The sequence below is a fragment of the Streptomyces actinomycinicus genome (assembly GCF_016741775.1).
In the GTDB taxonomy this organism is placed as follows: domain Bacteria; phylum Actinomycetota; class Actinomycetes; order Streptomycetales; family Streptomycetaceae; genus Streptomyces; species Streptomyces actinomycinicus.
In genome coordinates, this window is sequence record NZ_JAERRK010000018.1 from 96,123 (window position 1) to 120,400 (window position 24,278).

General features: G+C 68.4%; 19 protein-coding genes, 1 tRNA gene and 1 pseudogene. 3 read left to right on the forward strand and 18 right to left on the reverse strand.

The features are described from left to right. Positions 1-73: 73 nt before the first annotated feature. The 6 genes and pseudogenes from thrB to JK359_RS28265 all read right to left on the reverse strand — a co-directional run. Positions 74-991, reverse strand: a complete 918-nt coding sequence (thrB, locus tag JK359_RS28240) for a homoserine kinase (protein ID WP_201841609.1) — start codon at positions 989-991, stop codon at positions 74-76. A gap of 274 nt (positions 992-1,265) precedes the next feature. Beyond that, positions 1,266-2,324 (reverse strand): threonine synthase, encoded by a 1,059-nt coding sequence (thrC, locus tag JK359_RS28245; RefSeq protein WP_201841404.1) that lies wholly within the window; start codon positions 2,322-2,324, stop codon positions 1,266-1,268. A 6-nt stretch (positions 2,325-2,330) separates the two neighbouring features. Next, complete coding sequence (locus tag JK359_RS28250) at positions 2,331-3,623, reverse strand: homoserine dehydrogenase (protein ID WP_201841407.1); 1,293 nt, start codon at positions 3,621-3,623, stop codon at positions 2,331-2,333. Positions 3,624-3,787: 164 nt separating this feature from the next. Continuing rightward, complete coding sequence (lysA, locus tag JK359_RS28255) at positions 3,788-5,179, reverse strand: diaminopimelate decarboxylase (RefSeq protein ID WP_201841410.1); 1,392 nt, start codon at positions 5,177-5,179, stop codon at positions 3,788-3,790. 62 nt (positions 5,180-5,241) lie between these two features. Then, positions 5,242-6,579: an ArgS-related anticodon-binding protein NrtL gene (gene nrtL / locus JK359_RS28260; RefSeq protein ID WP_201841413.1), complete on the reverse strand. Its 1,338-nt coding sequence runs from the start codon at positions 6,577-6,579 to the stop codon at positions 5,242-5,244. 748 nt (positions 6,580-7,327) lie between these two features. Continuing rightward, positions 7,328-7,819, reverse strand: a pseudogene (locus JK359_RS28265) (response regulator); the annotation flags it as partial. 111 nt (positions 7,820-7,930) lie between these two features. Between JK359_RS28265 and JK359_RS28270 the strand changes: the two are divergent. The 3 genes from JK359_RS28270 to JK359_RS28280 all read left to right on the forward strand — a co-directional run bounded on the left by JK359_RS28270 (position 7,931) and on the right by JK359_RS28280 (position 16,915). Further along, positions 7,931-8,002 (forward strand) — tRNA-Arg (locus tag JK359_RS28270). 567 nt (positions 8,003-8,569) lie between these two features. Next, entirely contained in the window at positions 8,570-10,588 is a 2,019-nt protein-coding gene (locus tag JK359_RS28275; protein ID WP_201841418.1) for a hypothetical protein, read from the forward strand. 945 nt (positions 10,589-11,533) lie between these two features. Then, positions 11,534-16,915 carry a DEAD/DEAH box helicase gene (locus tag JK359_RS28280; RefSeq protein ID WP_201841421.1) on the forward strand — a complete coding sequence of 1,794 codons (5,382 nt, stop codon included), beginning with the start codon at positions 11,534-11,536 and terminating at the stop codon, positions 16,913-16,915. A 259-nt stretch (positions 16,916-17,174) separates the two neighbouring features. Here the strand turns inward: JK359_RS28280 and JK359_RS28285 are convergent, their stop codons facing one another. From JK359_RS28285 to JK359_RS28340, 12 genes are all read right to left on the reverse strand, one after another. Beyond that, positions 17,175-17,558, reverse strand: coding sequence for a DUF6083 domain-containing protein (locus JK359_RS28285; RefSeq protein ID WP_201841424.1), 384 nt, complete (start codon positions 17,556-17,558; stop codon positions 17,175-17,177). Between the two features lie 196 nt (positions 17,559-17,754). Beyond that, positions 17,755-19,128: a tyrosine-type recombinase/integrase gene (locus JK359_RS28290; protein WP_201841427.1), complete on the reverse strand. Its 1,374-nt coding sequence runs from the start codon at positions 19,126-19,128 to the stop codon at positions 17,755-17,757. Next, entirely contained in the window at positions 19,125-19,319 is a 195-nt protein-coding gene (locus tag JK359_RS28295; RefSeq protein ID WP_201841447.1) for a helix-turn-helix transcriptional regulator, read from the reverse strand. Before JK359_RS28295 ends, JK359_RS28290 begins: the two co-directional genes overlap by 4 nt. After that, a complete protein-coding gene (locus tag JK359_RS28300; protein ID WP_201841612.1) occupies positions 19,295-20,632 on the reverse strand; it encodes a replication initiator in 1,338 nt (445 codons plus the stop codon). The genes JK359_RS28295 and JK359_RS28300 overlap by 25 nt, the downstream gene beginning before the upstream one ends. Before the next feature lie 115 nt (positions 20,633-20,747). Beyond that, entirely contained in the window at positions 20,748-20,999 is a 252-nt protein-coding gene (locus JK359_RS28305; RefSeq protein WP_201841450.1) for a SpdD protein, read from the reverse strand. A gap of 14 nt (positions 21,000-21,013) precedes the next feature. Beyond that, entirely contained in the window at positions 21,014-21,208 is a 195-nt protein-coding gene (locus JK359_RS28310) for a hypothetical protein (RefSeq protein WP_201841453.1), read from the reverse strand. Positions 21,209-21,218: 10 nt separating this feature from the next. Beyond that, the gene (locus JK359_RS28315; protein ID WP_201841455.1) at positions 21,219-21,410 is read right to left on the reverse strand and encodes a mobile element transfer protein; all 192 of its coding nucleotides are present in this window, start codon (positions 21,408-21,410) and stop codon (positions 21,219-21,221) included. Beyond that, positions 21,410-21,616, reverse strand: a complete 207-nt coding sequence (locus JK359_RS28320; protein ID WP_201841458.1) for a hypothetical protein — start codon at positions 21,614-21,616, stop codon at positions 21,410-21,412. Before JK359_RS28320 ends, JK359_RS28315 begins: the two co-directional genes overlap by 1 nt. Positions 21,617-21,634: 18 nt before the next feature. After that, positions 21,635-22,252 carry a DUF2637 domain-containing protein gene (locus JK359_RS28325; RefSeq protein ID WP_201841461.1) on the reverse strand — a complete coding sequence of 206 codons (618 nt, stop codon included), beginning with the start codon at positions 22,250-22,252 and terminating at the stop codon, positions 21,635-21,637. Further along, positions 22,252-22,458 carry a hypothetical protein gene (locus JK359_RS28330; protein WP_201841464.1) on the reverse strand — a complete coding sequence of 69 codons (207 nt, stop codon included), beginning with the start codon at positions 22,456-22,458 and terminating at the stop codon, positions 22,252-22,254. The genes JK359_RS28325 and JK359_RS28330 overlap by 1 nt, the downstream gene beginning before the upstream one ends. A 78-nt stretch (positions 22,459-22,536) precedes the next feature. Further along, positions 22,537-23,919 (reverse strand): FtsK/SpoIIIE domain-containing protein, encoded by a 1,383-nt coding sequence (locus JK359_RS28335; RefSeq protein WP_201841467.1) that lies wholly within the window; start codon positions 23,917-23,919, stop codon positions 22,537-22,539. Positions 23,920-23,923: 4 nt separating this feature from the next. Beyond that, complete coding sequence (locus JK359_RS28340) at positions 23,924-24,274, reverse strand: SCO3933 family regulatory protein (RefSeq protein WP_201841470.1); 351 nt, start codon at positions 24,272-24,274, stop codon at positions 23,924-23,926. Between the last annotated feature and the right edge of the window lie 4 nt (positions 24,275-24,278).

The window sequence follows — 24,278 nt, forward strand, 5'->3', positions numbered from 1 at the left end:
TCGGGTGCAGACTTGAGATTAACACTACCGGATCCAACAAACATTCCCCCTCTCCAAATCCGGCAACCGTGTGTCAGGTCGCAAGCGGCAGCACGCTCGCTCCCTGTCCGTCCAGGCTCAGCCGGTTGGCGGCCCAGTCGGCGCCGGCCAGGGCCTCCACCTTGTCGGCGGTGCCGGCGTCGGCGAGGGCCATGACGGTGGGCCCGGCGCCCGAGATGACGGCCGGGATGCCGTCGGCGCGCAGCCGCTCCACCAGCGCGGCGCTCTCCGGCATGGCCGGCGCGCGGTACTCCTGGTGGAGGCGGTCCTCGGTGGCGGGCAGCAGCAGCTCGGGGCGCCGGGTGAGGGCCTCGACGAGCAGCGCGGCACGGCCCGCGTTGGCGGCGGCGTCGACGTGCGGCACGGTGCGCGGCAGCAGACCGCGCGCGGTCTCGGTCAGTACCGGCTTTCCGGGCACGAAAACCACCGGAACGATGGAATCGTCCGGCTCCATCCTGATGGCCCGGGCGGTGCCGGCCTCCATCCAGGAGAGCGTGAAGCCGCCGAGCAGGCAGGCGGCCACGTTGTCCGGGTGGCCCTCGATCTCGGTGGCCAGTTCCAGCAGGGCGGCGTCGTCCAGACGGGACTCGCCGCCTATGGTCACCGCGCGGGCGGCGACGATGCCGGCGCAGATGGCGGCGGAGGAGGAGCCGAGGCCGCGGCCGTGCGGAATGCGGTTCGCGCAGACGATCTCCAGGCCGCGGGGCTGCCCGCCCAGCAGATCGAAGGCGGTGCGCAGGGAGCGGACCAGGAGGTGGCTCTCGTCACGCGGGAGGGTCTCGCTGCCCTCGCCCGCGATGTCGATGTGCAGCCCGGAGTCGGCCACCCGGACGACGACGTCGTCGTACAGCCCCAGCGCGAGGCCCAGGGCGTCGAAGCCCGGACCGAGGTTGGCGCTGGTGGCGGGAACGCGCACCCGGACGGCGGCGGCGCGGAAGGCGGGACCGGCCATCGCTCGAAGACTCTCCTTGAGCTGCGTGACGGTCGAATGACGCTCGATGGATTCGATGGTCATTCGGTGGACTGCCGATGACTGACGTGCGAAGACCCTGCGGGCCGCGGACACGGCGCGGTGCCGCACCACATGCGTGGGCATATGCGGCAGGCGGGTTCAGTACAGCCTATCGAAGGAAGGTTCTGTGGCGACATAGGGCGCACAGGAGGCGCACGATGCGTGTCGTAGACCCCCTGTGCACCCTGTCAGGGTTTTCCCCGGTCCGGGGCGCTCAGACGAGGCCCAGGCGCTCGGCCGCGGTGGCCGAGTCGACCGGGACGGTGACCGGCTGCGGGGCCCCGGCGACGGCCCAGTCGGGGTCCTTCAGACCGTTGCCGGTGACGGTGCAGACGATGCGCTGGCCGGGGTCGACCTTGCCCTGCTCGGCGGCCTTGAGCAGACCGGCCACGGAGGCGGCGGAGGCGGGCTCCACGAAGACACCCTCCTGCGCGGCCAACAGCCGGTAGGCGCGCAGGATTTCACGGTCCGTCACCTCGTCGATGGCGCCGCCGGACTCGTCGCGGGCCCGCAGGGCGTACTGCCAGGAGGCGGGGTTGCCGATGCGGATGGCGGTGGCGATGGTCGACGGGTCCTTCACGACCTCGCCGCGCACGATCGGGGCGCTGCCGGACGCCTGGAACCCCCACATGCGGGGGGTCCGGGCGGCGATGCCGTCGGCGGCGTACTCCTGGTAGCCCTTCCAATACGCGGTGATGTTGCCCGCGTTGCCCACCGGGAGGACGTGGATGTCGGGCGCGTCGCCGAGCATGTCGACGATCTCGAACGCGGCCGTCTTCTGGCCCTCGATGCGCACCGGGTTGACCGAATTCACCAGCGCCACGGGGTAGTTCTCGCTCAGCTCCCGGGCGAGGGTGAGGCAGTCGTCGAAGTTGCCGTCCACCTGGAGGATCTTCGCGCCGTGCACGAGGGCCTGGCCCATCTTGCCGAGGGCGATCTTGCCCTGCGGCACGAGCACCGCGGACACCATCCCGGCGCGCACCGCGTACGCGGCCGCACTGGCGGAGGTGTTGCCGGTGGAGGCGCAGATGACCGCCTTGGCCCCCTCCTCCTTGGCCTTGCTGATGGCCATGGTCATGCCGCGGTCCTTGAAGGACCCGGTGGGGTTGGCGCCCTCCACCTTCAGGTGGACCTCACAGCCCGTGCGCTCGGAGAGCACCTGCGCGGGCACGAGCGGCGTGCCGCCCTCGCGGAGCGTCACGACCGGCGTCGTGCCGGATACCGGCAGCCTGTCCCGGTACTCCTCGATGATTCCGCGCCACTGGTGAGTCATTGCTGGTTACTCTCCTTCAACCCGCATGATGCTGGCGACACCCCGCACGGTGTCGAGCTTGCGCAGCGCCTCGACGGTCCCGGTGAGGGAGGCGTCGGACGCGCGGTGGGTGACGACGACGAGGGAGGCCTCGCCGTCCTTGCCCTGCTGCCGAACGGTGTCGATCGACACCCCGTGCTCGGCGAAGACGGTCGCGACCTGGGCGAGCACACCCGGCTTGTCCGCGACGTCGAGGCTGATGTGGTACCGCGTGACGACCTCGCCCATCGGGGAGACGGTGAGGTCGGCGTAGGCGGACTCGCCGGGCCCGGTGGCCCCGTTGAGCCGGTTGCGGCAGACGGCGACTAGGTCGCCGAGCACGGCGGAGGCGGTCGGGGAACCGCCGGCACCGGGGCCGTAGAACATGAGCTGGCCGGCGGCGTCGCTCTCCACGAACACGGCGTTGTAGGCGCCGCGCACCGAGGCGAGCGGGTGGGTCAGCGGAATCATGGCCGGGTGCACGCGCGCGGTGACGGACGCACCGTCCTCGGACCGCTCGCAGATGGCGAGCAGCTTGATGGTGCAGCCCATCTCCTTGGCCGAGCGGAAGTCGGCGGCGGTGACCTCGGTCATGCCCTCGCGGTAGACGTCGTCCAGGCGTACGCGCGTGTGGAAGGCGATGCCGGCGAGGATGGCGGCCTTGGCGGCGGCGTCGAAGCCCTCGACGTCGGCGGTCGGGTCGGCCTCGGCGTACCCCAGGGCGGTGGCCTCGTCGAGGGCCTCCTGGTAGCCGGCTCCCGTGGAGTCCATCTTGTCGAGGATGAAGTTGGTGGTGCCGTTCACGATGCCCAGCACCCGGTTGACCTTGTCGCCGGCGAGGGACTCGCGCAGCGGCCGGATCAGCGGGATGGCACCGGCGACCGCGGCCTCGTAGTAGAGGTCCTTGCCGTGCTCCCCGGCGGCGGCGTGCAGGGCGGCGCCGTCCTGGGCGAGCAGGGCCTTGTTGGCGGACACCACGGAGGCGCCGTGCTCGAACGCCGCGGTGATGAGCGAGCGGGCGGGCTCGATCCCGCCGATGACCTCGACGACCACGTCGATGTCACCGCGTTTGACGAGGGCGGTGGCGTCGGTGGTGACGAGCCCGGCGTCGATGCCCTCGCGGACCTTGCTCGGGCGCCGCACCGCGACCCCCGCCAGCTCCACGGGGGCCCCGATCCTGGCGGCGAGGTCGTCGGCGTGCGTCGTCATGATGCGCGCCACCTCTGAGCCGACCACTCCACAGCCCAGCAGCGCCACCTTCAGCGGACGCGTACGCATCATCCGACCTCGTTTCCTCTTACCGTCTACGGTTGACCCAGTCTCACTCACCGGACGACAGTTTCTACCCTTCGTCCGGATCGTGAGACATCTATTTCATTTGTACGGGGGCGCAAGACCGGAGATCTTCCGCCCCACGGCTCTGACGTGCGCGTCCGGCGCGTCCGTCACCCGACGTCGAGACGCAGGAGGTCCTCCTCCGTCTCCCGGCGGACGATCACCCGGGCGGCACCGTCCCGCACCGCGACGACGGGCGGCCGCAGCACGTGGTTGTAGTTGCTGGCCATGGACCGGCAGTACGCGCCGGTGGCCGGCACGGCGATCAGGTCACCCGGTGCCAGGTCGGCCGGCAGGAACGCGTCCTTGACCACGATGTCCCCGCTCTCACAGTGCTTGCCGACGACACGGGCGAGCATCGGCGCGGCGTCGCTCGTCCGGGACACGAGGGCGACGCTGTACTCGGCGTCGTACAGCGCGGTCCGGATGTTGTCCGACATTCCGCCGTCGACGGACACGTATGTCCGCAGTCCGTCCAGCGGCTTGACCGTGCCCACCTCGTACAGCGTGAACGCGGTGGGCCCGACGACGGCCCGCCCCGGCTCGACGGAGATCCGGGGCGTGCGCAGCCGGGCGGCCTCGCACTCCCGGCCGACGATCTCGGTGAGCGCCTTGGCGATCTCGTGCGGCTCCCGCGGGTCGTCGTCGCTGGTGTAGGCGATACCGAGCCCGCCCCCCAGATCGATCTCGGGCAGCTCCACGCCGTGCTCGTCCCGGATGTCCTTCAGCAGCCCCACCACGCGGTGGGCGGCGACCTCGAACCCGGACATGTCGAAGATCTGCGACCCGATGTGCGAGTGGATCCCGATCAGCTCCAGGCCGTCGAGCTGCAGCGCCCGCCGCACGGCCTCGGCGGCCTGCCCGCCGGCGAGCGGAATCCCGAACTTCTGGTCCTCGTGCGCGGTGGCGATGAACTCGTGCGTGTGCGCCTCGACGCCGACGGTGATCCGGATCTGCACCTTCTGCCGCACGCCGAGCGACTGCGCGACATGGGCGACCCGCACGATCTCCTGGAAGGAGTCGAGCACGATCCGCCCGACCCCGGCCTCGACGGCCCGGGTGATCTCCCCGACGGACTTGTTGTTGCCGTGGAACGCGATGCGTTCGGCGGGCATCCCCGCGGACAGCGCGGTGGCCAGCTCACCGCCGGAGCACACGTCCAGGTTCAACCCCTCCTCGTGCAGCCACCGCACGACGGCCCGGGACAGGAAGGCCTTCCCCGCGTAGAACACGTCGGCGTCCGGCCCGAACGCGGTGCGCCAGGCCCGGGCCCGGGCCCGGAAGTCGGCCTCGTCGAGGACGTAGGCAGGCGTCCCGAACTCCTCCGCGAGCCGGGTCGCGGTGATCCCGCCGACCGTGAGGACACCGTCCTCGTCCCGGCTGACGGTCTGGGCCCACACCTTGGGGTCGAGGGCGTTGAGGTCGGCGGGCGGCGCCGAGTAGTGCCCCTCGGGCAGGACATCGGCGTGGCGGGGCCCGGCGGGATGGGCGGAACGGCTCATGACGTGACTCTCAGACTCTCTGTCTTCTCTCCGGGACGCATGCGCATCTGCTCTCGGGCGTCTCAGAGGTGTTCGGGTGCGTCGATGCCGAGCAGGGACAGGCCGCCGGCCAGCACCGTCCCGGCAGCTTCGGCAAGCGCCAGCCGGGCTCGGTGGGCGGCCGAGGGTTTCTCCTCGCCGCAGGGCAGCACGCAGGGCAGAAAAGGCAGCACGGCATCAGCGACGGTGACGAGATGCCGGGCAACCCGGTCCGGGGCACGGTGGGTGGCGGCCGCGGCGAGGATACGGGGGTGGTCGGCCAGGGGGGTCAGGAGGGGCTGGACGGCCGCGAGGGGGGGTCGGGGGGTGACTGCGGCGTGGGGGGTTCGGGGAGTTACTGCGGCGAGAGGGGGTGGGGTGGAGGCGGGAGAGCCGGACTCGGCGGCGGGGTGGGGGGCTGCCGCGGGGTCGGGCACGTGTACGGGGTGCGGGGCCACCATGGGGCCGGGCACGTCTACCGAGTGCGGGGCCACCACGGGGCCGGATACATCGGCGGAGTGCGGAGCCACGAAGGGGCCGGGCACGTCTACGGAGTGCGGGGCCACCACGGGGCCGGATACATCGGCGGTGTGCGGAGCCACGAAGGGGCCGGGCACGTCTACGGAGTGCGGGGCCACCACGGGGCCGGATACATCGGCGGAGTGCGGGGCCACCATGGGGCCGGGCTCGGCGGCGAAGCCCAGGCGGGCGGCGTTGCGGCTGAGGGACCGGATGCGGGCGTGGGCGTACCGCACCCGGAACAGCGGATTGCTCTCCCGCTGTACGAGATGGTCGGCGGTGATCCGGGGCCGGTCGTGCGGAGCGGGATGCAGCAGCGCCCACCGCGCGGCGTCGGCCCCGAGCGGAGCGGGATCCTCCGGTGCGGGAACGGGCCGCAGATTGACGGGTTCACCGTGCTCGACGGTGGCGCGCCCGCCCTGCGTACCCACGATCCGTACGACGGCATCGGCGACGACCTCGGCCCGCACCTCGTACGGCACGCGCAGCGCGACGACCTGCCCGGCGAGGACGTCCCCGTGCCCGTACCGGGAGCCCTGCGCGCGGATCTCCCGCACCAGCCCGGCGACGGGGTCGGCCTGCTCGTCGAGGGTGATGTTGAGGAACCCGGGCCCGGTGACGACGACGTCCCGGACACCGGTGGCGCCCACGAGCCGGTCCCGCAGGATCTCGGCGACCCGAAGGGGCGGCTGCCCGGCCGGCCGGGCGAGCTGCAACGCGATGGTGGTGGCGAAGTCCCCGCACCCCCCGGGCCCCGGCTCGGTCACCACGGCCCGCTCGGGCACGGCCACGTCCAGCTGCCCGTCATCGACAGCACGACGCACCGCTTGCAGCACGGTGCGGGACAGCTCGACGGGGGTCACGGGACAAGCGTAGGCGAGGAGGGGGGTGGGTATGCGAGGCGGTTATGGATGGGGGTGTTGCGGCGTCCGGTCGGCGGCACGCGCATGACGGGCAGGTGACTGACGGCAGGCCCCTGACGGGCAGGTGACTGACGGCACGCGCAGACGGCTGGCTGCGGGCACACGCAGTGGCTTGCTGCCGCGGGCACACGCAGAGGGCTTGCTGCCGGGGCACACACACAGAGGGCTTGCTGCCGGCACACACAGGTGGCTGCTACTGGCGGGCACACGTCCTGGCGCAAGTCCCGAAGACTTCCGGCGGGACACCGCGAACGCGCCCGACATCACGGACCCACCGACGGACCGCCGCCGCGGCCGACCTCGAGCCCTCACCACGGAGAATCTCGAGCCCTCACCACGGAAAATCTTGAGCCGCCATTGCGGAGCACCCTGAGCCGCCACTGCGGAGGGCCTGGTCGCCCAGCAGACCGCCGCCCGTCGCCCGCTGCCCGTCGCCGCTGGACTTGTCCCAGATCCCCCGACGTTTTTCAGGTGCGGAGCGTTGGGGACCTGGGCGGCGCCGGGTACCTGGGGTGCCTCGATGATGTCACCGCCCACGTCACCGACGCGGAAGGCTGGGCCCCCACGAGGCTCGATCCCCGTCGGCTTCCCCGTCACCACCATCGCCGCGATCTCCGCCCTCCTCGCCGCCACCGGGGGCGCCCCCCTCACGACTGTCATGGCTGCCATGCCCCTCACGGCCCCCATGACCCGCACGGCCCTCACGAGCCTCATGACCCCCATACCCACCACGACCACCGTGTCCGCTACCTCGGCGGTCGATGAGGTGTTTGACGAGCTGCACGAGCTCGGCGGGCTCGAAGGGCTTGGCGAGGAAGGCGTCGACGCCGACATCGAGGCCGGTCTCGACCTCGTACTGCGTGCAGGCGCTGATGATGGCGAGGGGAAGGTGGCGCGTACGAGGATCCGCGCGGAGCCGGGCGGCGGTGCGCAGCCCGTCCAGCCGGGGCATGACGACGTCGAGCGTCACGATGTCGGGCTGCACTTGATGCACGACGTCCAGACACTCGGCACCATCGGCCGCGGTCACGACCTCGAGCCCTTCCAGCTCGAGATTGACCCTGATCAGCTGCCGGATGACCTTGTTGTCGTCCACAACAAGCACCCGGCCCGGAGCGCCTGGCACAAGTCGAGAGTAGGTCGGGACCGGCCACCGCGTCCGGGTTTTCCCCACTTCCACCCCGTACAGGGGACCCGCTCACCCCCACGCCGGTAATCGAGTTCCTGATCACCCCTCCGGACCTGCTAGTGTTCTACCCGTCGCCGCGAGCGAACAGCTCAGCGCCGACACGCCCCCGTAGCTCAGGGGATAGAGCAACGGCCTCCGGAGCCGTGTGCGCAGGTTCGAATCCTGCCGGGGGCACTTCACATGAAGTGCCCAAAGACCCCGTCACCAGCGGAAACGCTGGGTTCGGGGTCTTTGTGTTTGTGCAGGCGTATGCGGCCCTGAGCGGCCCTATGACGGCCTCTGTGGACTATTTGTGGACAGGATTCTGGGGCATCGCCCCAGGTCAGGTCCACCAAGCGAGTGGGCCGGCAAAGAGGTCGTCGACCGCCACGTACCAGAGCCTCGGCAGCCCGTAGGTCAAGCCGCAGTCGCTCGACGGACTCCTCGGGCGGCGATCACCCTAAAAACAGCAAGCCACTTCACCGTGGCGGACCGTTGCCAGGCTTCGTCCGACACGGCTGGTGGACGCGCCTTGATACCAAGGAGTCCGCCGTCAACGGTGGCAGCGGCGCTCGCGCGCAGCAGTCTGGGCCATCCGGGTATCGATGGCCACCATCAAGTGATAGATCTGTGAAGAGCTTTCTGATCGACGCTGTTCTGGGCCCGGGGGGGCTGTCATGCAAGTGCGCACCATTCTTCTGCTGACCCGGGTAGAGCAGGGCGGCCCACACAAGGCATCTGCTCCAGCGACGGAGTGAGCGAGTGCGTACGGAACCCGGCCTCCAGCCCACTCGCGCTTGGCAGGTCTATGACTGGTGGCAGCACCGCTTGGCCAGAGAGTTCTTTAGCGAAGACCGCGCGGGCACACCGGTCCTCTTCTTCCTCGATGAGCCGGAGCTGGTGGCCCTGCGTGGCGGTGAGGATGTGGAGCAGCTCGGGACCGCCGTCAGCTCCGTGCTTTCCTGGCACGACAATCCGTATGCGCCGGTCAGCGAACGCTGCCGTGCCTGGAAGTGGGGCAAGCGGGAGGACCCTCCCCCATGCCTGCCGCTCCTGGGCTCTGCGGTCCTGGCCGCAGCCAACATGCGGCGGACGGTGCAGGGGCCGGGGGCTCCGGCGTACTACGCCCGCCTCGCCGAAGTTCTCCAGCCCCCGTGGGGTGGTGAGCAGCACGGGCAGCGACTTGAGCGCCACTATGACGTTGTCGCCGACTTGTGGGCCGAGTTGGACGGATGGCTCCGGGAGAAGGGCGGAACCCGCGGACTCAGCACGATCAAAAGGAATCCGGCCCGTAGCAAGATCGGCTACGCCCAGTCGCAGGCATTGCTCCGGACCTGGGACCACGCTGCCCTGACACGCTTCTTCCAGACGATTGGGGTGACACCCAATCAGACAGTTGACGGTGCACGGCTGCTGGGCGATCTCGCAGCCTGGAGCCATCGACATCCGCAGGGCCTTTCCAAGGAGCTGCGTCAGGCGCTCGACTCCGACGGCGACAAGCGCCTCTTGGAGCCGCTGCTGGTTGCTCTCGTGGAGGGCTGGGACGGCACCGTGTCACCGGGGTTTGTCGACGGTCTCCGCGTGGTGCCGCTGCGATTGGTACTCGAGGAAGGCTTCACGGGGTGGGACGTCCGCTGGCACGCCGAAGTGGCTCCCGGCGTCCGAGAGGACGTGCTCAGGTATCCGGGTGCAGAAATGAGACTCACATCCGAGGCAGGCGACCAAGCCTATGAGCTGACCGGGGCGGTACCTGACCCTGCGCACGCAATCAATTCCGGGATTACAGCGAAGGGGACCAAGGTAGCGCTCCGTGTTCAGGGTGGCCGTGAGCTACTTGCGCTGCGGGAAGACCCAGTTGCCGGCGGCTGGACAGAGACTGATGTACTGACCGTCTTCGAGCCCTATGTTTTTCTCTTCCGTCCTTCTGGCCAGCAACAACTCCAGGTGCTTCTGTCCGGTGCCGGAGAGCGGTGGTACCAGCCTGAAGACGCTCCGATCCCGGGGTGGCAAGTCACACCCGAGGTGGAGTTCAGCGACGAGGCAGCGCTCACCGAAGCCCTGGCGAAGGCCGGCATCCAGAACGTCCGCTACTCAGGCGCGCGCCGCCTGAGTCTGCGTAACGGGCTGCGTGTCAGGCCCGGGTGGGGCCTGAGATCACACTTCCTGGTTGGTGCCGAGCCGGACGTGATGGTGCCGGAAGAGTTGTGCAGGCAAGGGCTCATCAGCCTGGACGGCAGACCGCTGAGCGTGCCTCCAGGAGGCCTCGTCCAGCTGCGGGGCAGGAACCTCGCGCCTGGACCGCACGTTCTCGCCGCTGATGGTGCGGAACTTACCTTCTACGTTGAAGAGCTCAACGCTCCCGCCCCACGGCCAGCGGCTCCCACGGTCCCTTCGCAAGGGTCTTCTGCCACCGTGGTGGTGCCGCTGTCCGGCGACGCCCGCTTCCTCACGGCGCAGGGCCGGTTTCTCCACATTGCCCGGCCCCAAGAGCCGCCTTGGTGGCGGCCGTCTGCTCCTGGTCTCTGCGATGGAGGGACAGCTCGGGTGCCCATTCCAGCAGCTGCAGTGTGGCTGGTAGTTGTTCCGGCCCATGCTGCTCCTTCGGTGACGCTTCTGCGGCACGCCGAGCCGGACATAGGCATTTTGAGCCGGGCTGCTAAGGACTTCTGGGTTCAGATCATGCTCGATGACCAGGCAGGCAGCCCGCACGCTGAGCTTTGGCAGCGTTACCGGGAAGCCGTACTGACCCGGAACTCTCAGGGGGGCTTCAAGCGTGTTTGACCCTGATCTCTTCGTTTCGTGGATGGCGAGTCAGCGCTCCGGCAGCCTCGCGTCGCTGGTGCGGGATGCCGCCTGGGCAAGCGGGCAGGACCGCAGGAGTTCAACCAGATGGATCGGCCGCCTGGAAGCTCTCGGCCTGGCGACCGTTAACTGGGACCGAGGCCAGTGGAGTGCGAGTCCCTGCGAGATCACAGATTTGCCGGGAGGCATTCAGACCGCTGTGCTGACCGGAACCCGGCCCGTCGGCCTTGCCCTCTGCCGACAGCTGGGAGCGGTAGTCGAACGACCTCGACCAGCTGAGGCCGGCATGCCTCTGCCAGCCACGGTGTGGTTTCAGTACAGCGAGCCCTCCCAGTTGCACGGCCTTACCGCATCTCTTGGTGCACAGGTGACACCATGCGCTGCAGAGGCTTTGACAAGGTCCCTCACGACTTTCAAGCCTGGCCCTGCCACTGCGCCACCAGCGCGTAGCAACCAGGTAGAAAAGCTGGATCTCACGACAGCAGAGTTCACGAACGTAGATCTTTCGCGGCACAGGCCCGCTCCCGGCCTGTACAAATACACGCTGTACGGGCGCTTGCCCCGCTACCTCTTGCTGCGCAGAACCCCCAGGCAGACGCCGCACCATCAGCACGCCCCTGCTGCATCTGGGTCGGACACCTGGCACGCAGTTGGCCGCCGGGAGGGAACCCATTACGTCCTCCCTGCCACCGCGTTCCCCCTTCAATGGGAGCCCTACCCAGAAGCCGCTCCCCGGGGCAGTAAAACCCTGGGCCGCCTCACCGCCGACTGGAGAGCTCCGCTTCCGCTCACGCAGGAACGCGCTGCCGTCCTGTGCACGGGGCTCGCCTGTACCCGCACCAAGCAAGGGGACCGCTACGACGGCGTCCCCCTGCACATCGCTGAACGCATCGCCGTTTCCCTGCGCCGTCGCCTGGAGACCTCATGAGCACACCTGTACCTGGCCTAGACGCCTTTGCAACGCACGACGCCCTGCGTGAGGCGTACTTGCGGTACTACGACACCGCCTTTCGCCTGCGCGACGAAGCACTGCAGGCCGAACGTCGTTCCCTGCTTGACCGCCCTGGCGGCGTCTTTGCTGACCCCTTCGTCGAATTGCGCCCGGAGTACGCCCTCTCGGGACGCTCTCTGACACAGTCGGCCGAGCTTGCGGGCGCCCCCGCGGAACTGGCCGCATTCGCCGAACGCGGCCTCTTCGACCCCGGGATGCAGCTCTACACTCACCAGGAGCGTGCACTTGCCTGCACCAGGAAAGGCGGCCAGAACGCAGTAGTCACGGCTGGCACGGGATCCGGCAAAACTGAAGCCTTCCTGCTGCCTATCCTGGCTGACCTGCTACACGAGTCGCGTGACTGGCAAGGCAGCCCCGCGCCGCACCGACCCTGGTGGGAACGGGCCTCGGCTGACTACCAGCCCCAGAGACAGGGCGAGCAAGGGCGTCCCGCCGCCGTACGTGCCATGGTTCTCTACCCCATGAACGCTCTGGTCGACGACCAGCTTGTACGGCTCAGGCGCGCCCTGGACAGTGACAATGTCCGTAAATGGCTTGACGATCACAGGTACCGCCACCGCTTCTACTTCGGCCGTTTCACTGGCAGCGCCCCCGTCACAGGCAGCCCCCATCAGCAGTTCGCCGTCGATGAGTTGCGCGCCTATCTCAAGGCCACCGCCGCTCGCAGCGAGCGAGCCAGACAAGCCGCAGAGGAGCGCGAGGACAGCAACCTTGCCTACTTCGCTCCGCGCCTGGACGGTGGGGAGATGCGCAGCCGGTGGGACATGTACGACGCACCCCCCGACGTCCTCATCACCAACTACTCCATGCTGAACGTCATGCTGCAGCGCAGCCGTGACGAGGACTTCTTCCTGAGTACTGAACAGTGGCTCAACTCATACGAGGATGCTCGGTTCACTCTCGTGCTCGACGAGCTGCACATGTATCGCGGAACGCAGGGCACAGAGATCGCCTACCTGATCCGCAACCTCACACACCGGCTCGGGCTCGCCGGACGTCCTGAAAAACTCCGCATCCTCGCTGCATCAGCATCGCTTGATGAAAAACGCGACTCAGACCGACGCTTTCTCCAGGACTTCTTCGCCCGCGATGAGGCCTCCTTCCACTTCATCCCTGGCGAACCCGCGCCTCGTACCAGCGGACCTGGGGACATCTCCGCCTCAGCTCCCCAGCTGGCGAAGGCCTGCACCAGCCCCTTGACCCCGCCGGAAGCCTCACAACTGCTAGCGGCTACGGGCGCCGCGCAGGCGCTGGCAGACGTTCTTATCGCTGGGACAGACACACCGTCCGCGCCTTCCAAGGCCGCCACCGCCCTGGCTCGTGAACTCTTCCCCGCAAGCACTCAAGAGGAAGCCGATCTGGCTCTGCGAGGAACAGCAGCGGCCATCCGGACCGCAGCCGCGTCTGGGACATCTGGCTTGCCCAGGATCCGCATCCATCTCTTCTTCCGGAACGTCGCCGGCATGTGGGCCTGCAGTGACCCTGCCTGCTCAGAGGTTCCACACGGTTTCCAGTCGACCGGACGCACCATCGGCAAGGTCTTCTCCGTTCCCCGCACGTCCTGCGACTGCGGCGCCCGCGTCCTGGAACTGCTCTACTGCCAGTCCTGCGGAGAAGCCATGCTAGGCGGCTATGCTCCCCGCAACGCAGTTCGCACCCGGATTTTCAAGTCCATCCTGTTGCCAGACAGCCCCGACCTGTCCCGCGTCCCTGACCAGTCAGGCAGGGACCGCACCGCCGCCAACTACATCGTCTACTGGCCTTCCTCAAAGCCTCAGCGTGCCGACGATGATGCCCATTGGACTGGCGGGAACGGCAGCGTCCGTTTCGCCTTCCGGCGCAGCATCTACGACCCTGCCAGCGGACATCTCCTGAACAAAGAGGCGGGTGCGACCGGCTGGAGTTTCCACGTCACGAGCCCAGTCGACAAGAGCACAGGCCTCGCCAAGCTCGACTTGTCGCTGCTGCCCCCTTTCCCCACCAAGAGCCCTTGCTGCGGGGCAGACTGGGAGCGCCGGTACGACAAAGACAGCAAAACCCGCCCTATCACAGACCCCGTCCGTCTTACCTCGCCGGTACGAACCATGCGGACCGGTTTCGAGAAGATCAACCAAGTCCTATCGGACGAACTAGCCGAGCAGTTCACCGATCCTCGTGAACGGAAGCTGATCGTCTTCACAGATAGCCGACAGGACGCGGCTAAGCTCGCGGCGGGAATGTCGCTACGCCACTACCAGGACCTCGTCCGACTCCTAGCCCTGGATGAATTGCGCGAGTCGGCCGTATCGGATGACGATCTCGACGCTGTCCGGGCACAGCTTGCAGGCCAGAAATCCACTGCGATTGAAGAAGCGGTCGAACGGCTGCGCAAACGCAGCAAGCAGGATCTCAATACGCTGCGGGGAGCGCTCATTGACGGAGACGAAGACACAGCGAAGGTCGTCGCCAAGCGGCTTTCCTCTCCCCCGACCTTGGACTCCCTCGCTAAGGTGCACGTAAACGCCCGACTGCTCTCCCTTGGAGTCAATCCAGCAGGCACAAAACCGAGTGTGCAGTCCGTTGGACAGTTGCAGTGGCACGAGCTTTTCGACTGGGAGCAGAAACCACCTGCGCTTACCACCGCTACCTCGGCAGCTCAGGAGGCGGCCCTCTCTTCCGAGGACGGCCTCTTGGAAAACACGATCGAAGCCCTTTTCTCGGGGGCGGGCCGCGACGTTGAGTCCCTCGGGATGGGGGCCATCACCCCGGCCAAGACCACGTCAGATCCTGAAGGAATCGGACAGGCAAGCCTGCGAATCCTCGCCGAGCTGCGACGGTTCTTCCACATGCGCAACGATGACCGGGTCACACCTCCGCCCCGGTTGAAAGACTTCTGGATGAGCGTCGCCGCTCACCAGGGCACGGACTACGACGACGTCCAACGAGATGCCGAAACGGTATGGGGTGACGCCGTCACCCCTAACTACGTCATTGACCCGCGCAAGGTAGCAGTGCAGCCGGCACGCGGGAACGTGTGGCAGTGCCCCACCTGCGCCCGCAGACACCTCACCCGCAGCGCTGGCACGTGCACCCGGTGCCGCAGCGAGCTCCCCGGAAAGCCATCACATGAGAGCGCTCCCGAAGACAGCGACTACTACGCGTGGAAGGCCTCCAGTAACCGGGCGGCCTTCCGTCTGAACTGTGCCGAACTCACCGGGCAGACCGGACGAATCGAGGCACAAGCCCGCCAAGCGCGCTTCCAGCATGTCTTCCTGAGTGATCCACCCGAGATCCCGCTCGTGCATGAGATCGACCTGCTGTCGGTCACCACGACGATGGAAGCCGGCGTGGACATCGGCCCCCTGTCTGCGGTCCTCATGGCCAACATGCCTCCCAGCCGGTTCAATTACCAGCAGCGCGTAGGGCGGGCCGGGCGGCGCTCATCACCGGTCGCCGTCGCACTGACCGTCTGCCGCGGACGCAGCCACGACGAGCACTACTTCGCCAACCCGTCGGCCATCACGAACGACCCCACCCCTGCGCCGTACCTTGCTCTCCAGCGTCCTGAGATCCTGAAGCGGGCCATGGCCGCTGAGATCCTGCGACTCGCCTTCCGCGATCTTGAGCACCACGGTGGAGCGGGAAGCGTTCATGGAGAGTTCGGACTGGCCCAGGACTGGAAAGCCGCGCTGCCGGACGTCCATGCCTGGATCGAGCAGCAGGACGATCTCTTGGCGCAGACCGCACGAGCCCTTACGGCCCACACGCCTATGCAGCCAGAGCAGATACTCGACATTCCATGGGTTGAAAACCTCCTTGGGAGCATCACAGAAGTCGCAGCAAGCTCCACGGGATCCCAACAGCTCGCTGAGCGGCTGGCGCATGCAGGGATCCTCCCCATGTTCGGCTTCCCCACCCGGGTCCGGCAGCTCTACCTGGAAGCACCCGAGAAGCGCTATCCATGGCCCCCCGACGCAACCATCGACCGTGACATCGCCATGGCAGTCTCGCAGTTCGCGCCCGGGGGTGAGATCGTCAAGGACGGGCAGGTTTTCACTGTCACCGGAGTCACAGAGTTCGAACCGCTGCCCCAGGGGCCTCGACCCATTGCAGAACCGCTGGAGAATCCCCGCACAGTGGGTCTATGCCGGGTTTGCAATCACGTCGAAGAGCACCCGTCCCTCCAGGGCCCATGTCCTGTATGCCTGTCTCCGGAGTACAGCGTCGTCGATCTGCGCGAGCCTGCAGGATTCCGTTCCAGCGAAGCCCGCGACTTCGACGGCGTCTTCGCGTGGTCGCCCTACACCATCTCCTCTCGGGCAGCTACCAACCTCTCCGCGCTCGGTTTCACGCCGTGGAAAGGTGCACACGTCTTCGCTGGTCCTGGGAAACGGTACGTCGTCAATGACAACAACGGAGAGCTGTTCTCGCTGCGCCGGGCCTCGGCACCTTGGGGCGGGTACTTGGCCGATGGCGCTTCAGGCAACAGTTACGGCGATCCCATCCGAGTCGCACTCGGAGCCGTACTGCCCACTGACTTTCTGTTCCTCGGACCTGCCTCCAGTATTGACCGGAAAGGCGGTCACCGCCTCAACCTCACTAACGGTAATCCTGCCTACGGAGCCGATATCAGCGAGGGGCGACGGGCAGCCTGGTATTCGCTGGCCTTCCTGCTCCGCAGTTCAGCTGCCCGCTACCTCGACGTGGGCCGCCAGGAACTCCTCGCTGGAATCCATCCTGGTCCTCACCAGGATGGTCACGTCGTGTACGCCTTCCTCGCCGACGCACTGGAAAATGGCGCCGGCTTCAGCACGCACCTGGGCCACGCGGACGTCATCGACGGCTACATGCAGGCAGTCGGCAAGTTCCTGGAGGAGCTTCGGGAAGATGAGCATGCCGACGAATGCACCTCTTCATGTCCACGCTGCCTGCGTGACTACTCAAACATGGCGCACCATCCGCTGCTCGACTGGCGTCTGGCGGAAGACCTTCTGACCGTTCTTTCCGGCAGGTCTCTCACTCCGTCTGCCGTGCGCGCCCGTGGCTCCCTGGCCGTGCTCAAGGGGTTGTATAAGGGCAACTACCTGGACGAAGACATGCCAGGGCTGGCCTTCAGCGCCAAGGGTCGGCGTCATGCTGTCGTCGCCAAGCACCCACTCCAAGCATGCGAACTAGATCTCGTCAGCGCGGATCTGCAGCCGACATTGGATGCCGCCCTTGAGTTCACTCAGGATGCGGGGCGCGTGATCGTCGCGGACTGGTTCACATTGGAGAAGAGCCCCATGCAGATCATCGAGCGCCTGGGGACACTCTGACCTGATGGATTACTCAGAGGCGGCGTTCCCGGAGAGGAGCGCCGCTTCCGATCCGTGTGCGCAGGTTCGAATCCTGCCGGGAGTGCCCCTCATGAGGTGCCCAAGGCTCCGTTACCAGCGAAAACTCCAAGGCCGGGGTCTTCTTGTCTGTGCCGCCGTACACGACCCTGAGCGACCCTACGACGGCCTCTGCGAACTACTTGTGGACAGGATCTTGGAGCGTCGTCCCAGGCCAGCCCAGCTCTTCCGCTGATGCCCGTCATCCTGCGTCCGGCCAGTCCTCGGAAGGTCGGGGCGGCTCGGGCTCATTCAGCCGCTCGGCCTGCCGCGCGTTCTCCCCCCGCAGGCTCGTCAACCACGGCCACAGGTCCGGCAGGCGTTGCTCTGGGCAGGCCAAGCGATGCTCGATGCGGCACCGCTGGAACGGGTCGGGCGGACAGACGCCGTACACCGCCACCTGCCCGTCGGACGTCTCGATCCACCGGTACTCCGCCGGCACCACGTGGGCGAGCGGAGTCATGTCCGGCTCCAACAGCACCCAGTCGTGTTCGAGCGTCGCCACCCGCTCCTGAGGCAGACCGCAGTACGGGCACAGCAGCCGTGCCCCGCCCAACCGGCGCGTCAACTTCTCGGAAGCCCCCATACAGCGAGGGTCAGCACTTTGCCCGTCCGTGCGTAGAGGGCGAACCGGACGGGACCCCTGAGGCGCTCGTACACCGGCGAAAGGAGAATCGACGCGGCAGGTGCATCCAGCAACCAGCGACTTGGAATGTGCGGCCAGTACACGACGAAGCCCCCAAACCTGTAAGGGTTGGGGGCCGGTCGCCGAGCGATCCGACTCACTCGTACTCGTTCAAGAGGTCTTCAATCTTCCGGTTGGCGATCTCTTGGCGTCCGTCGATGCACTTGGCATAGCGGCCCAGCAGGACCTCAACGCTGTTTCCCGCACGCTCGGCCACCTCAGTCGGGTCCACCCCAGAGTTGAGCCAGGTCGACAGGGTCGAGTGCCGGAGGTCGTACGGCCGCGCAGCGAGCGGCGAGGCGACCGCGGTCGGCGGAAGGGCCAACGCCCGAGCCTCCTGCCACACGCGGTAGTACGTCGACGAGCCGACCACTCCCCCGCGCTCGTTCGTGAAGAGCCGCCCGTCCTCAGCAACGCCGAAAGTGTCGAGATGCTGCTTGAGCATGACGACGAGCTGAGGCGGGATCGGAACGAGCCGGACCTCCTCCGCAGGACGGTTCTTTAGGCCCCGGTCGTCATGGGTCTCGCCCGAGTCCGTCCACTGCTTTCCGGCACTGGGTCGGGTCCGGTTCAGAAGCGCCGTACCCCAGCCGCGTTCGGGCAGCTTCAGATCCGCCTCTGTGAGGGCCACGGCCTCGGCTGGCCGGAAGGCTCCGTAGTACATGCAGGCGAACAGACCGACGAGCCGACGACCACGGGCCCGGCCGTACCCACCGACGTACGACACGGCCGTCAGCAGCGCACGTGCCTGCTCCGGATTGGCGACCACGCGCGGGTCGACCTCACCTGCGACCTTCGGCTTCTTCCAGCGAATCTGAGTCAACGGGTTCTCTTTGAACTCCCCGAGGTCCACCGCGTAGTGCAGGGCGTTGACCAGCGTGCGACGCTTACGACGGACGGTTTCCGCGGCTGCGGCGGTCCCGTCGAGCTTCAGCCTCAGAGAGTCCAGGACCGCCCTTGCAAGGGCGGCATCACCAAGGTCAGCCAAGGGCCGCGAGGCTTTCGACACCCAGCTCAGGATGTTCGCGACGTCGTCGGGCAACTCGCGCTCATCAGGTCCGGGAAGGACGAACGCCCAGTTGCGGAGCGTCTTCCTGATCAGCTCTTCCGGTGGCTGCCCCGGCCGGTCGTCCAGAAGAGCCATGGTCACCGCCGTCAGCGACTCGTTGATCCCGCTGCGCGTGTTGGGTGCCGCGTGGGGCCATTTCATGGCGAGGTATCGCAGAGCGAAGGCGTACCAGCTCATCGAGGCCGCCTTCTCGACCATCGAGTCAGGCAGGCCAGTGACCGTGTCGAACCCTTCGCCGCCGTGAGTGGCCTGCAGCAGTTTGGATCGGTAGTGGTCCGCCAGCCCCTTGGTCCGGAACTGCTCGGAGAACACATTGCCGGCGACGATCCACCGGACGTCATACGACGACTTCTTCGTGTTCCGCTTGCGAACACCCCACACCTTCACGTCGAGAGATTTCACGCCGCTGCCTCCAGCTGCCGCAGCCAGGTGGTGAAGTCGCTCCGCCAAACGCGCAGCTCGCCGTTGGGCAGCTTGAAAGCAGCCGGCCCGAGGCCCAGCTCGCGCCACCGGTAGAAGGTGCGCCGCGAGACGCCGCCCAGTTCGTCGAGCACCTGGTGCACAGTCATCAGCTCGTCGCGTCGACGGTCCATGTCGGTTCTCCTTCCGTCCCGGGGGCGGGTTCGAGGGACGCTGCGAGCCAGGCTTCGGCGGCTGAGAGGCCAGTTCCGGCGAAGGCCCAGTGGGCGAGGACGTACGTCGTCTCGGGCTCACGCTCGGGTAGCGCGGCGGACGCTTGGGCTCGGCGCCAGTCGGCGCGGGCAGTGCGGAGTGCGCCGAGGGTGGTGGAGTAGCGGCGGGATTTGGTGGAGAAGTGGCCGCGGAAGCCGAGCATGTGCGCCCAGGCTCGTAAGCGGAGGTGTTCCAGGTCTTTGCGGGCGCCGAGGGTCCAGGCGGTTCGGATCAGGCGGCGGGCGTGATCGGTGAGCTTGGCTTGGGCCAGCTCGGCAAGGAACCTGAGCGGACGGTCGAGGGTGCCGGTCGTGGTCTCGGCGCCCTTGGTGGCGTACTTCGCGATGTACGACGCGACGGCCCGCTCGGTCAGCTCCTGGCCGCCGTCGAAGTCGGCGGAGCGGATCGGGCGGACGTCGAGTTGCCGACCGAAGACGAAGGAGTGCCGGCGGCCGTCGACGTCCGGCCCGTCGATGCGGGCGGCGGTCGCTGCGGCGCGGATCGCGTCGGTCAGTAGTTCGGCGGACGCCCACGGCGGGGGCGGGGTGTCGGCGCCTTCCGGTCCGTCGAGGCGGATGACCGCGTGGAAGTGGACCGCGCCGCGCTTCTGGTACTCAGCGACCTTGGCAAAGGAGACACGGGCGTGGTCGCGGAAAGCCCGCTGAGTGAGGCCGGCGCGCTTGGCGACTTCCCGGCGGAGGTAGATCGAGAAGCGGCGCCAGAGGACTCCGGCGTGTGAGTTCCAGAGGACAGCGGCTTCGTAGTCGTACGAGTCGGGTGTGAGCGGTGTTCCCAGGGCCGGGTCCTGGTCGTCGTGGTGGGTGCCGCAGCGGCAGGCACGACCGACTGTGGGGCGGTTGTGGACGGGGCCGAAGCCGGGGGCGGTGAAGGTGGCGAAGACGCGCGGATGTGTGGCGACCTGGTCCGAGGTGCCCTTGCCTCCGCGGAGTCCGGCGGTGATCAGGTGGAAGGTGTCGCGTCGGTAGGTCTCGGCGCAGGCCGGGCAGCGGGTCGCGCGTCGGTTGTTGCAGCGGACCAGGAGGCTGCCGGACGGGAGGGCGGTGGAATCGAGGTGGTGCAGGGCGGGGCCGATCTCGCCGGTCGCGGTGTCGACCGCGTATTCCGTGCGGTGGCCGTCGAGGCGGACGGGGCGGGTGCAGCCGCCCAGGGTGGAGAGTTGGCGGGCCAGCTCGGGCAGGGTGCCTATGGAGGCCAGCGTGGAGAGTTCCGCCAGTGGGGGCGGAGTCTGCCGGATGATGATGGTGGTTCCTTTCGGCTGTTTCGGCGGTGGGAGGGACGGCCCCGGGGCGGCGGGATGCTTGGCGGCTTGTTGCCGCCCCGGCGGCCGGTCAGCGCTTGTTGGCGCCGGTGACGAGGGAGCGCAGGACTACGGCGGCGATGGCCACAGAGATGGCCGCGACGGCGACGGCCGCGAGGAGCGCGGTCAGGACGACTCCGACGACGACCACCGCGGCGACCGCGCCCACGTAGGGGCTGAGGGAGTGGTGGCCCGCGGAGGGCGCCGGGGTGTGGGTGTGGTGAGTGCTCAGGGCGTTCGAGCCGGGCAGCGTTGGGACGTCGGGCAGCCTGGGGCGGAACACGGGGTACCTCCTTTTCAGTCGTGGGTGCCGTTGACGACGTCGACGCCGGAGCGGGTGCCGGAGTCGATGGCCGGGGCGAGGAAGGTCCGGGAGAGCAGGAAGCCGAAGAGCGCGATCACGACGGCGACCCAGACGCGGACGCCGAGGAACTTGATCGCGGCCCAGGCGATGAGGCCCAAGACGAGGACGAGCGGCAGCGAGACGGTCACGGGAGCTCCCTCAGCGAGCGACGCAGCGGTGGGTGCGGGCGGCGAGTTCGGCGGCGGCGCGGCTGTCGTAGTCGGTGGAGAAGCCGCAGCGCGGAGCGGTGCAGGCGGCGGTGTGCTTCTCGCGGCCGCGGCCGTCGTAGTACGTGGCGACCTGGACGGGGCCGATGCGGACGACTCGGCGGAAGCGCGGGTTGGCGGGCATCAGTCGGTTCCCTTCTCGGTCTCTGCGGTCTCGTTCTCTCCGGTGAAATCGGCGACGTGGTCGGCGAGCCAGCTCACGATCTCGTCGCCCTCGTAGCTGTCGGCGGTGAGGATGACCGGCTCGGCGATCAACATGGCTTCGGTGAGGCGGTTCTGTCGGGTCAGCTCGGCGGCGCGGTTCAGCGCGCGGAGCGTGGACGGGCGCAAGGTGGGATGTCCTCCGGGTCAAGCGAGTTGGGCGGCGATGGCTTCGGCGAGCGGCAGTGGGACGCCGAGGCGGGCGCGCAGGGTTGTGGTGTCGATGGCCGTCCCGGTCCGGGTGTGGTGTTCGTCGGCGACCTTGCGGGCCAGGGCGACGAGGGCGGGCGGCACCGTAGAAGGGAGGGGTGCGGCAGCGGGTAGTTCAGGGATTGAGGCGGCCGGCTCTTCCAGGTCGGGCGGGGTTGGCGTCGTATCCGGTTCCGGGTCCGGTGTCGTCGTAGGGCCGCGATGGGCGAGCAGGGTTCCGCCGAGGAAGGCGACCGCGGGCCATCCGGCGACGAGGATCCGCAGCCAGGCGGGTACGTCCCCCAAGTCGAGGAGGCCGGCGGTCGCGACGTTGGCCCCGAGCGAGGCAGTCAGGGCGACGAGGAACCAGCACCACGCGGCGGCTTTCGATCCGCCGGTGCGGAGCCGGTGCCAGGCGGCGACGAGAAGCAGGTCGACCGAGACCGGATAGGCCCAGGCCTTCCATCCGCTCTGCCCGGCAGCGGCGGCGAGGTCGTGCAGGTGGGCGAAGGACAGGGCCCCGGCGATGACGGCCTGGACCAGGACCGCGTCCGGGCGGAAGGCGGGGCGGGACATCAGTCCAGCTCGCCGGGGTAGTCGGGGCCGTCCTCGGGGTCGTACCCGGGCGGGAAGATGCCGGGCGGCGGCTCCGGGAGGGACGCGGCCAGAGACACGCCCACGGCGTCGACGAAGGTTCCGTCGGCGTCCGACGTGCCTGCGTACAGGGCGAGTTGTCCCAGCAGGACGACGGTTCGGGCGAAGTCCTCGCAGTCGGGGCACATGGTGGGTGCTCTCCTCCTTTCGGGCATGGCGGGGTAGGGACTTGGCGCGATGGCGCGTCGAGCCAGGGGTGAGTGGGATTACTCGGTGACCGGCCGGGGGTGGCTTACCGGTCCGGCAGGCTTCACGGTCGGCGCGGGCGGGACGTAGGGCCGGAAAGGAGAGAGCGCCGGTACGTCGGGGGCGAGGTGAGCCGTGTCGCGGCAGGTGGCCGCGGCGTCGGCGAGCGAGATGTACGGGGTGCGGATGCGGGACCAGCCGCCGGAGGTGTCGCCGGCGACGGCGAGACCCGGACGATCCGCGGGGATGGAGCAGGCTGCGTACACGGCTTCCGGGGCGATGTCGCCGAGCGCCATCTTCGCGGAGGCTTCGTCGTTGACGCGGTGGGAGACGCGGCCGGTGAGCTGCGCGCGGAGCATGGTGGCGCCCTTGCCCAGCTCGGCGCCGAAGCGCTGCCCGCAGACCTCCAGATAGATGCCGGCCGCGCGGCCGAGCTGGGCGAGCCGGATGAGCTGGGTGACCATCTCGTCCCGCCGTTCCTCCTCCTTGCGCGTCGCGACGAGGAAGAGTTCCGCCACCTCGTCGACGAACAGCACGATGGGCGAAGGTCGTTCGTCGTCCGGCAGACCCCAGATGTCGGAGGTGATCAGTTCGTCGGGGGTGCCAGGGGCGATGCCTTGTCGGGCCTTGATCAGGTCGTATCGGTCCTCCATTTCCTTCACGAGCACCGGCAGCAGTTCGGCCGCCTGCTCGGGGTCGGTCGCCAGGGCGGAGAGCCGGGCGGCGAACGGCGAGAGTTCGACGCCACGCTTGCAGTCGATGCCGACCAGGACGACGGGCTGAGCCGCCAGGCCAGCGATCAGGTTGCGCAGGTACATGGACTTGCCCGACAGCGTTGCGCCGAGGACGAGTTCGTGCGGCACGGCCCGGTAGTCACGGACGAACGCGGTCGCGTCCTCCCGCAGCGCCACCGGCACCCGTAAGAGATCGCCCTCGGTCCCGGTCCGTCGCGGCATCCGCACTTTGCGCAGGACGTCGAAGCCGACGAGCCGCAGTTCGACGACTCCGGGCTTGATGTCCCGTACGTACACAGCGTGGACGCCCCAGGCGTGCCGGAGGCGTTCGGCCGAGGCCGCCACGTCCGCCGGCTCCTGGCCCGGGGCGAGCCGGAGCCGCATACGCAGACCGGTCGAGGTGGGCCGGATGATGCCCCGGCGGGGCGGTACCGGCGGGACCTCCCGTCGGGTGGTCGCCCGGATGGTCAGGGCCCGCCAGCGGGGAGGAGCAACGGCCAGCCCGCAGGCGTCCATGGTCGAGGAGTACGAGCCCAGCAGCCGGGCCACCGAGACGGGCAGCCCGACCGTGGACCAGTACGCAGCGGGGTGAGTGTGCCGAAGGTAGGCCGCGCCGCCTATCGCAGCGAGCGACCCGCCGAGCTCGGCCACCGTCACCAGGTCCGTCACGCGATCAGCCCGCCTCAGCCATCGAGAAGGCCCCCGGCATGACGGCCGTGGCCCGGTAGGCGATGCCGTGGCGCTGCTGGCCGTTGAACACGCTCTGCCAGGGGCGGGCCACAAGGCCCGGCAGCGCGATCGGAGCGCCGACGGTCAGCCCGTCCGCCACCCCGCTTTCGGGAATGGTGACCTGGATCAGGGCCGATTCGCCCTCGTCGATGTAGACGACGCCCACGGTCATCAGGACCTCGCCGCTCACGGTGTCCTTGGCGATCTCACCGGTCTGCCGGTCACGCACCTTCGGTGCCGGCGCCTCGGTGAGCAGGATCGTGGCGGACGAGGTGTCGATACGGATCACACGCACGGAG

Bases quoted from the DNA above. Each gene is read 5' to 3' on its own strand.
- thrB (WP_201841609.1), bottom strand. From the start codon at position 991: ATGGCCGGTCCCGCCTTCCGCGCCGCCGCCGTCCGGGTGCGCGTTCCC.
- thrC (WP_201841404.1), bottom strand. From the start codon at position 2,324: ATGACTCACCAGTGGCGCGGAATCATCGAGGAGTACCGGGACAGGCTG.
- JK359_RS28250 (WP_201841407.1), bottom strand. From the start codon at position 3,623: ATGATGCGTACGCGTCCGCTGAAGGTGGCGCTGCTGGGCTGTGGAGTG.
- lysA (WP_201841410.1), bottom strand. From the start codon at position 5,179: ATGAGCCGTTCCGCCCATCCCGCCGGGCCCCGCCACGCCGATGTCCTG.
- JK359_RS28280 (WP_201841421.1), top strand. From the start codon at position 11,534: ATGAGCACACCTGTACCTGGCCTAGACGCCTTTGCAACGCACGACGCC.
- JK359_RS28285 (WP_201841424.1), bottom strand. From the start codon at position 17,558: ATGGGGGCTTCCGAGAAGTTGACGCGCCGGTTGGGCGGGGCACGGCTG.
- JK359_RS28295 (WP_201841447.1), bottom strand. From the start codon at position 19,319: ATGGACCGTCGACGCGACGAGCTGATGACTGTGCACCAGGTGCTCGAC.
- JK359_RS28315 (WP_201841455.1), bottom strand. From the start codon at position 21,410: ATGCCCGCCAACCCGCGCTTCCGCCGAGTCGTCCGCATCGGCCCCGTC.
- JK359_RS28325 (WP_201841461.1), bottom strand. From the start codon at position 22,252: ATGTCCCGCCCCGCCTTCCGCCCGGACGCGGTCCTGGTCCAGGCCGTC.
- JK359_RS28330 (WP_201841464.1), bottom strand. From the start codon at position 22,458: ATGTGCCCCGACTGCGAGGACTTCGCCCGAACCGTCGTCCTGCTGGGA.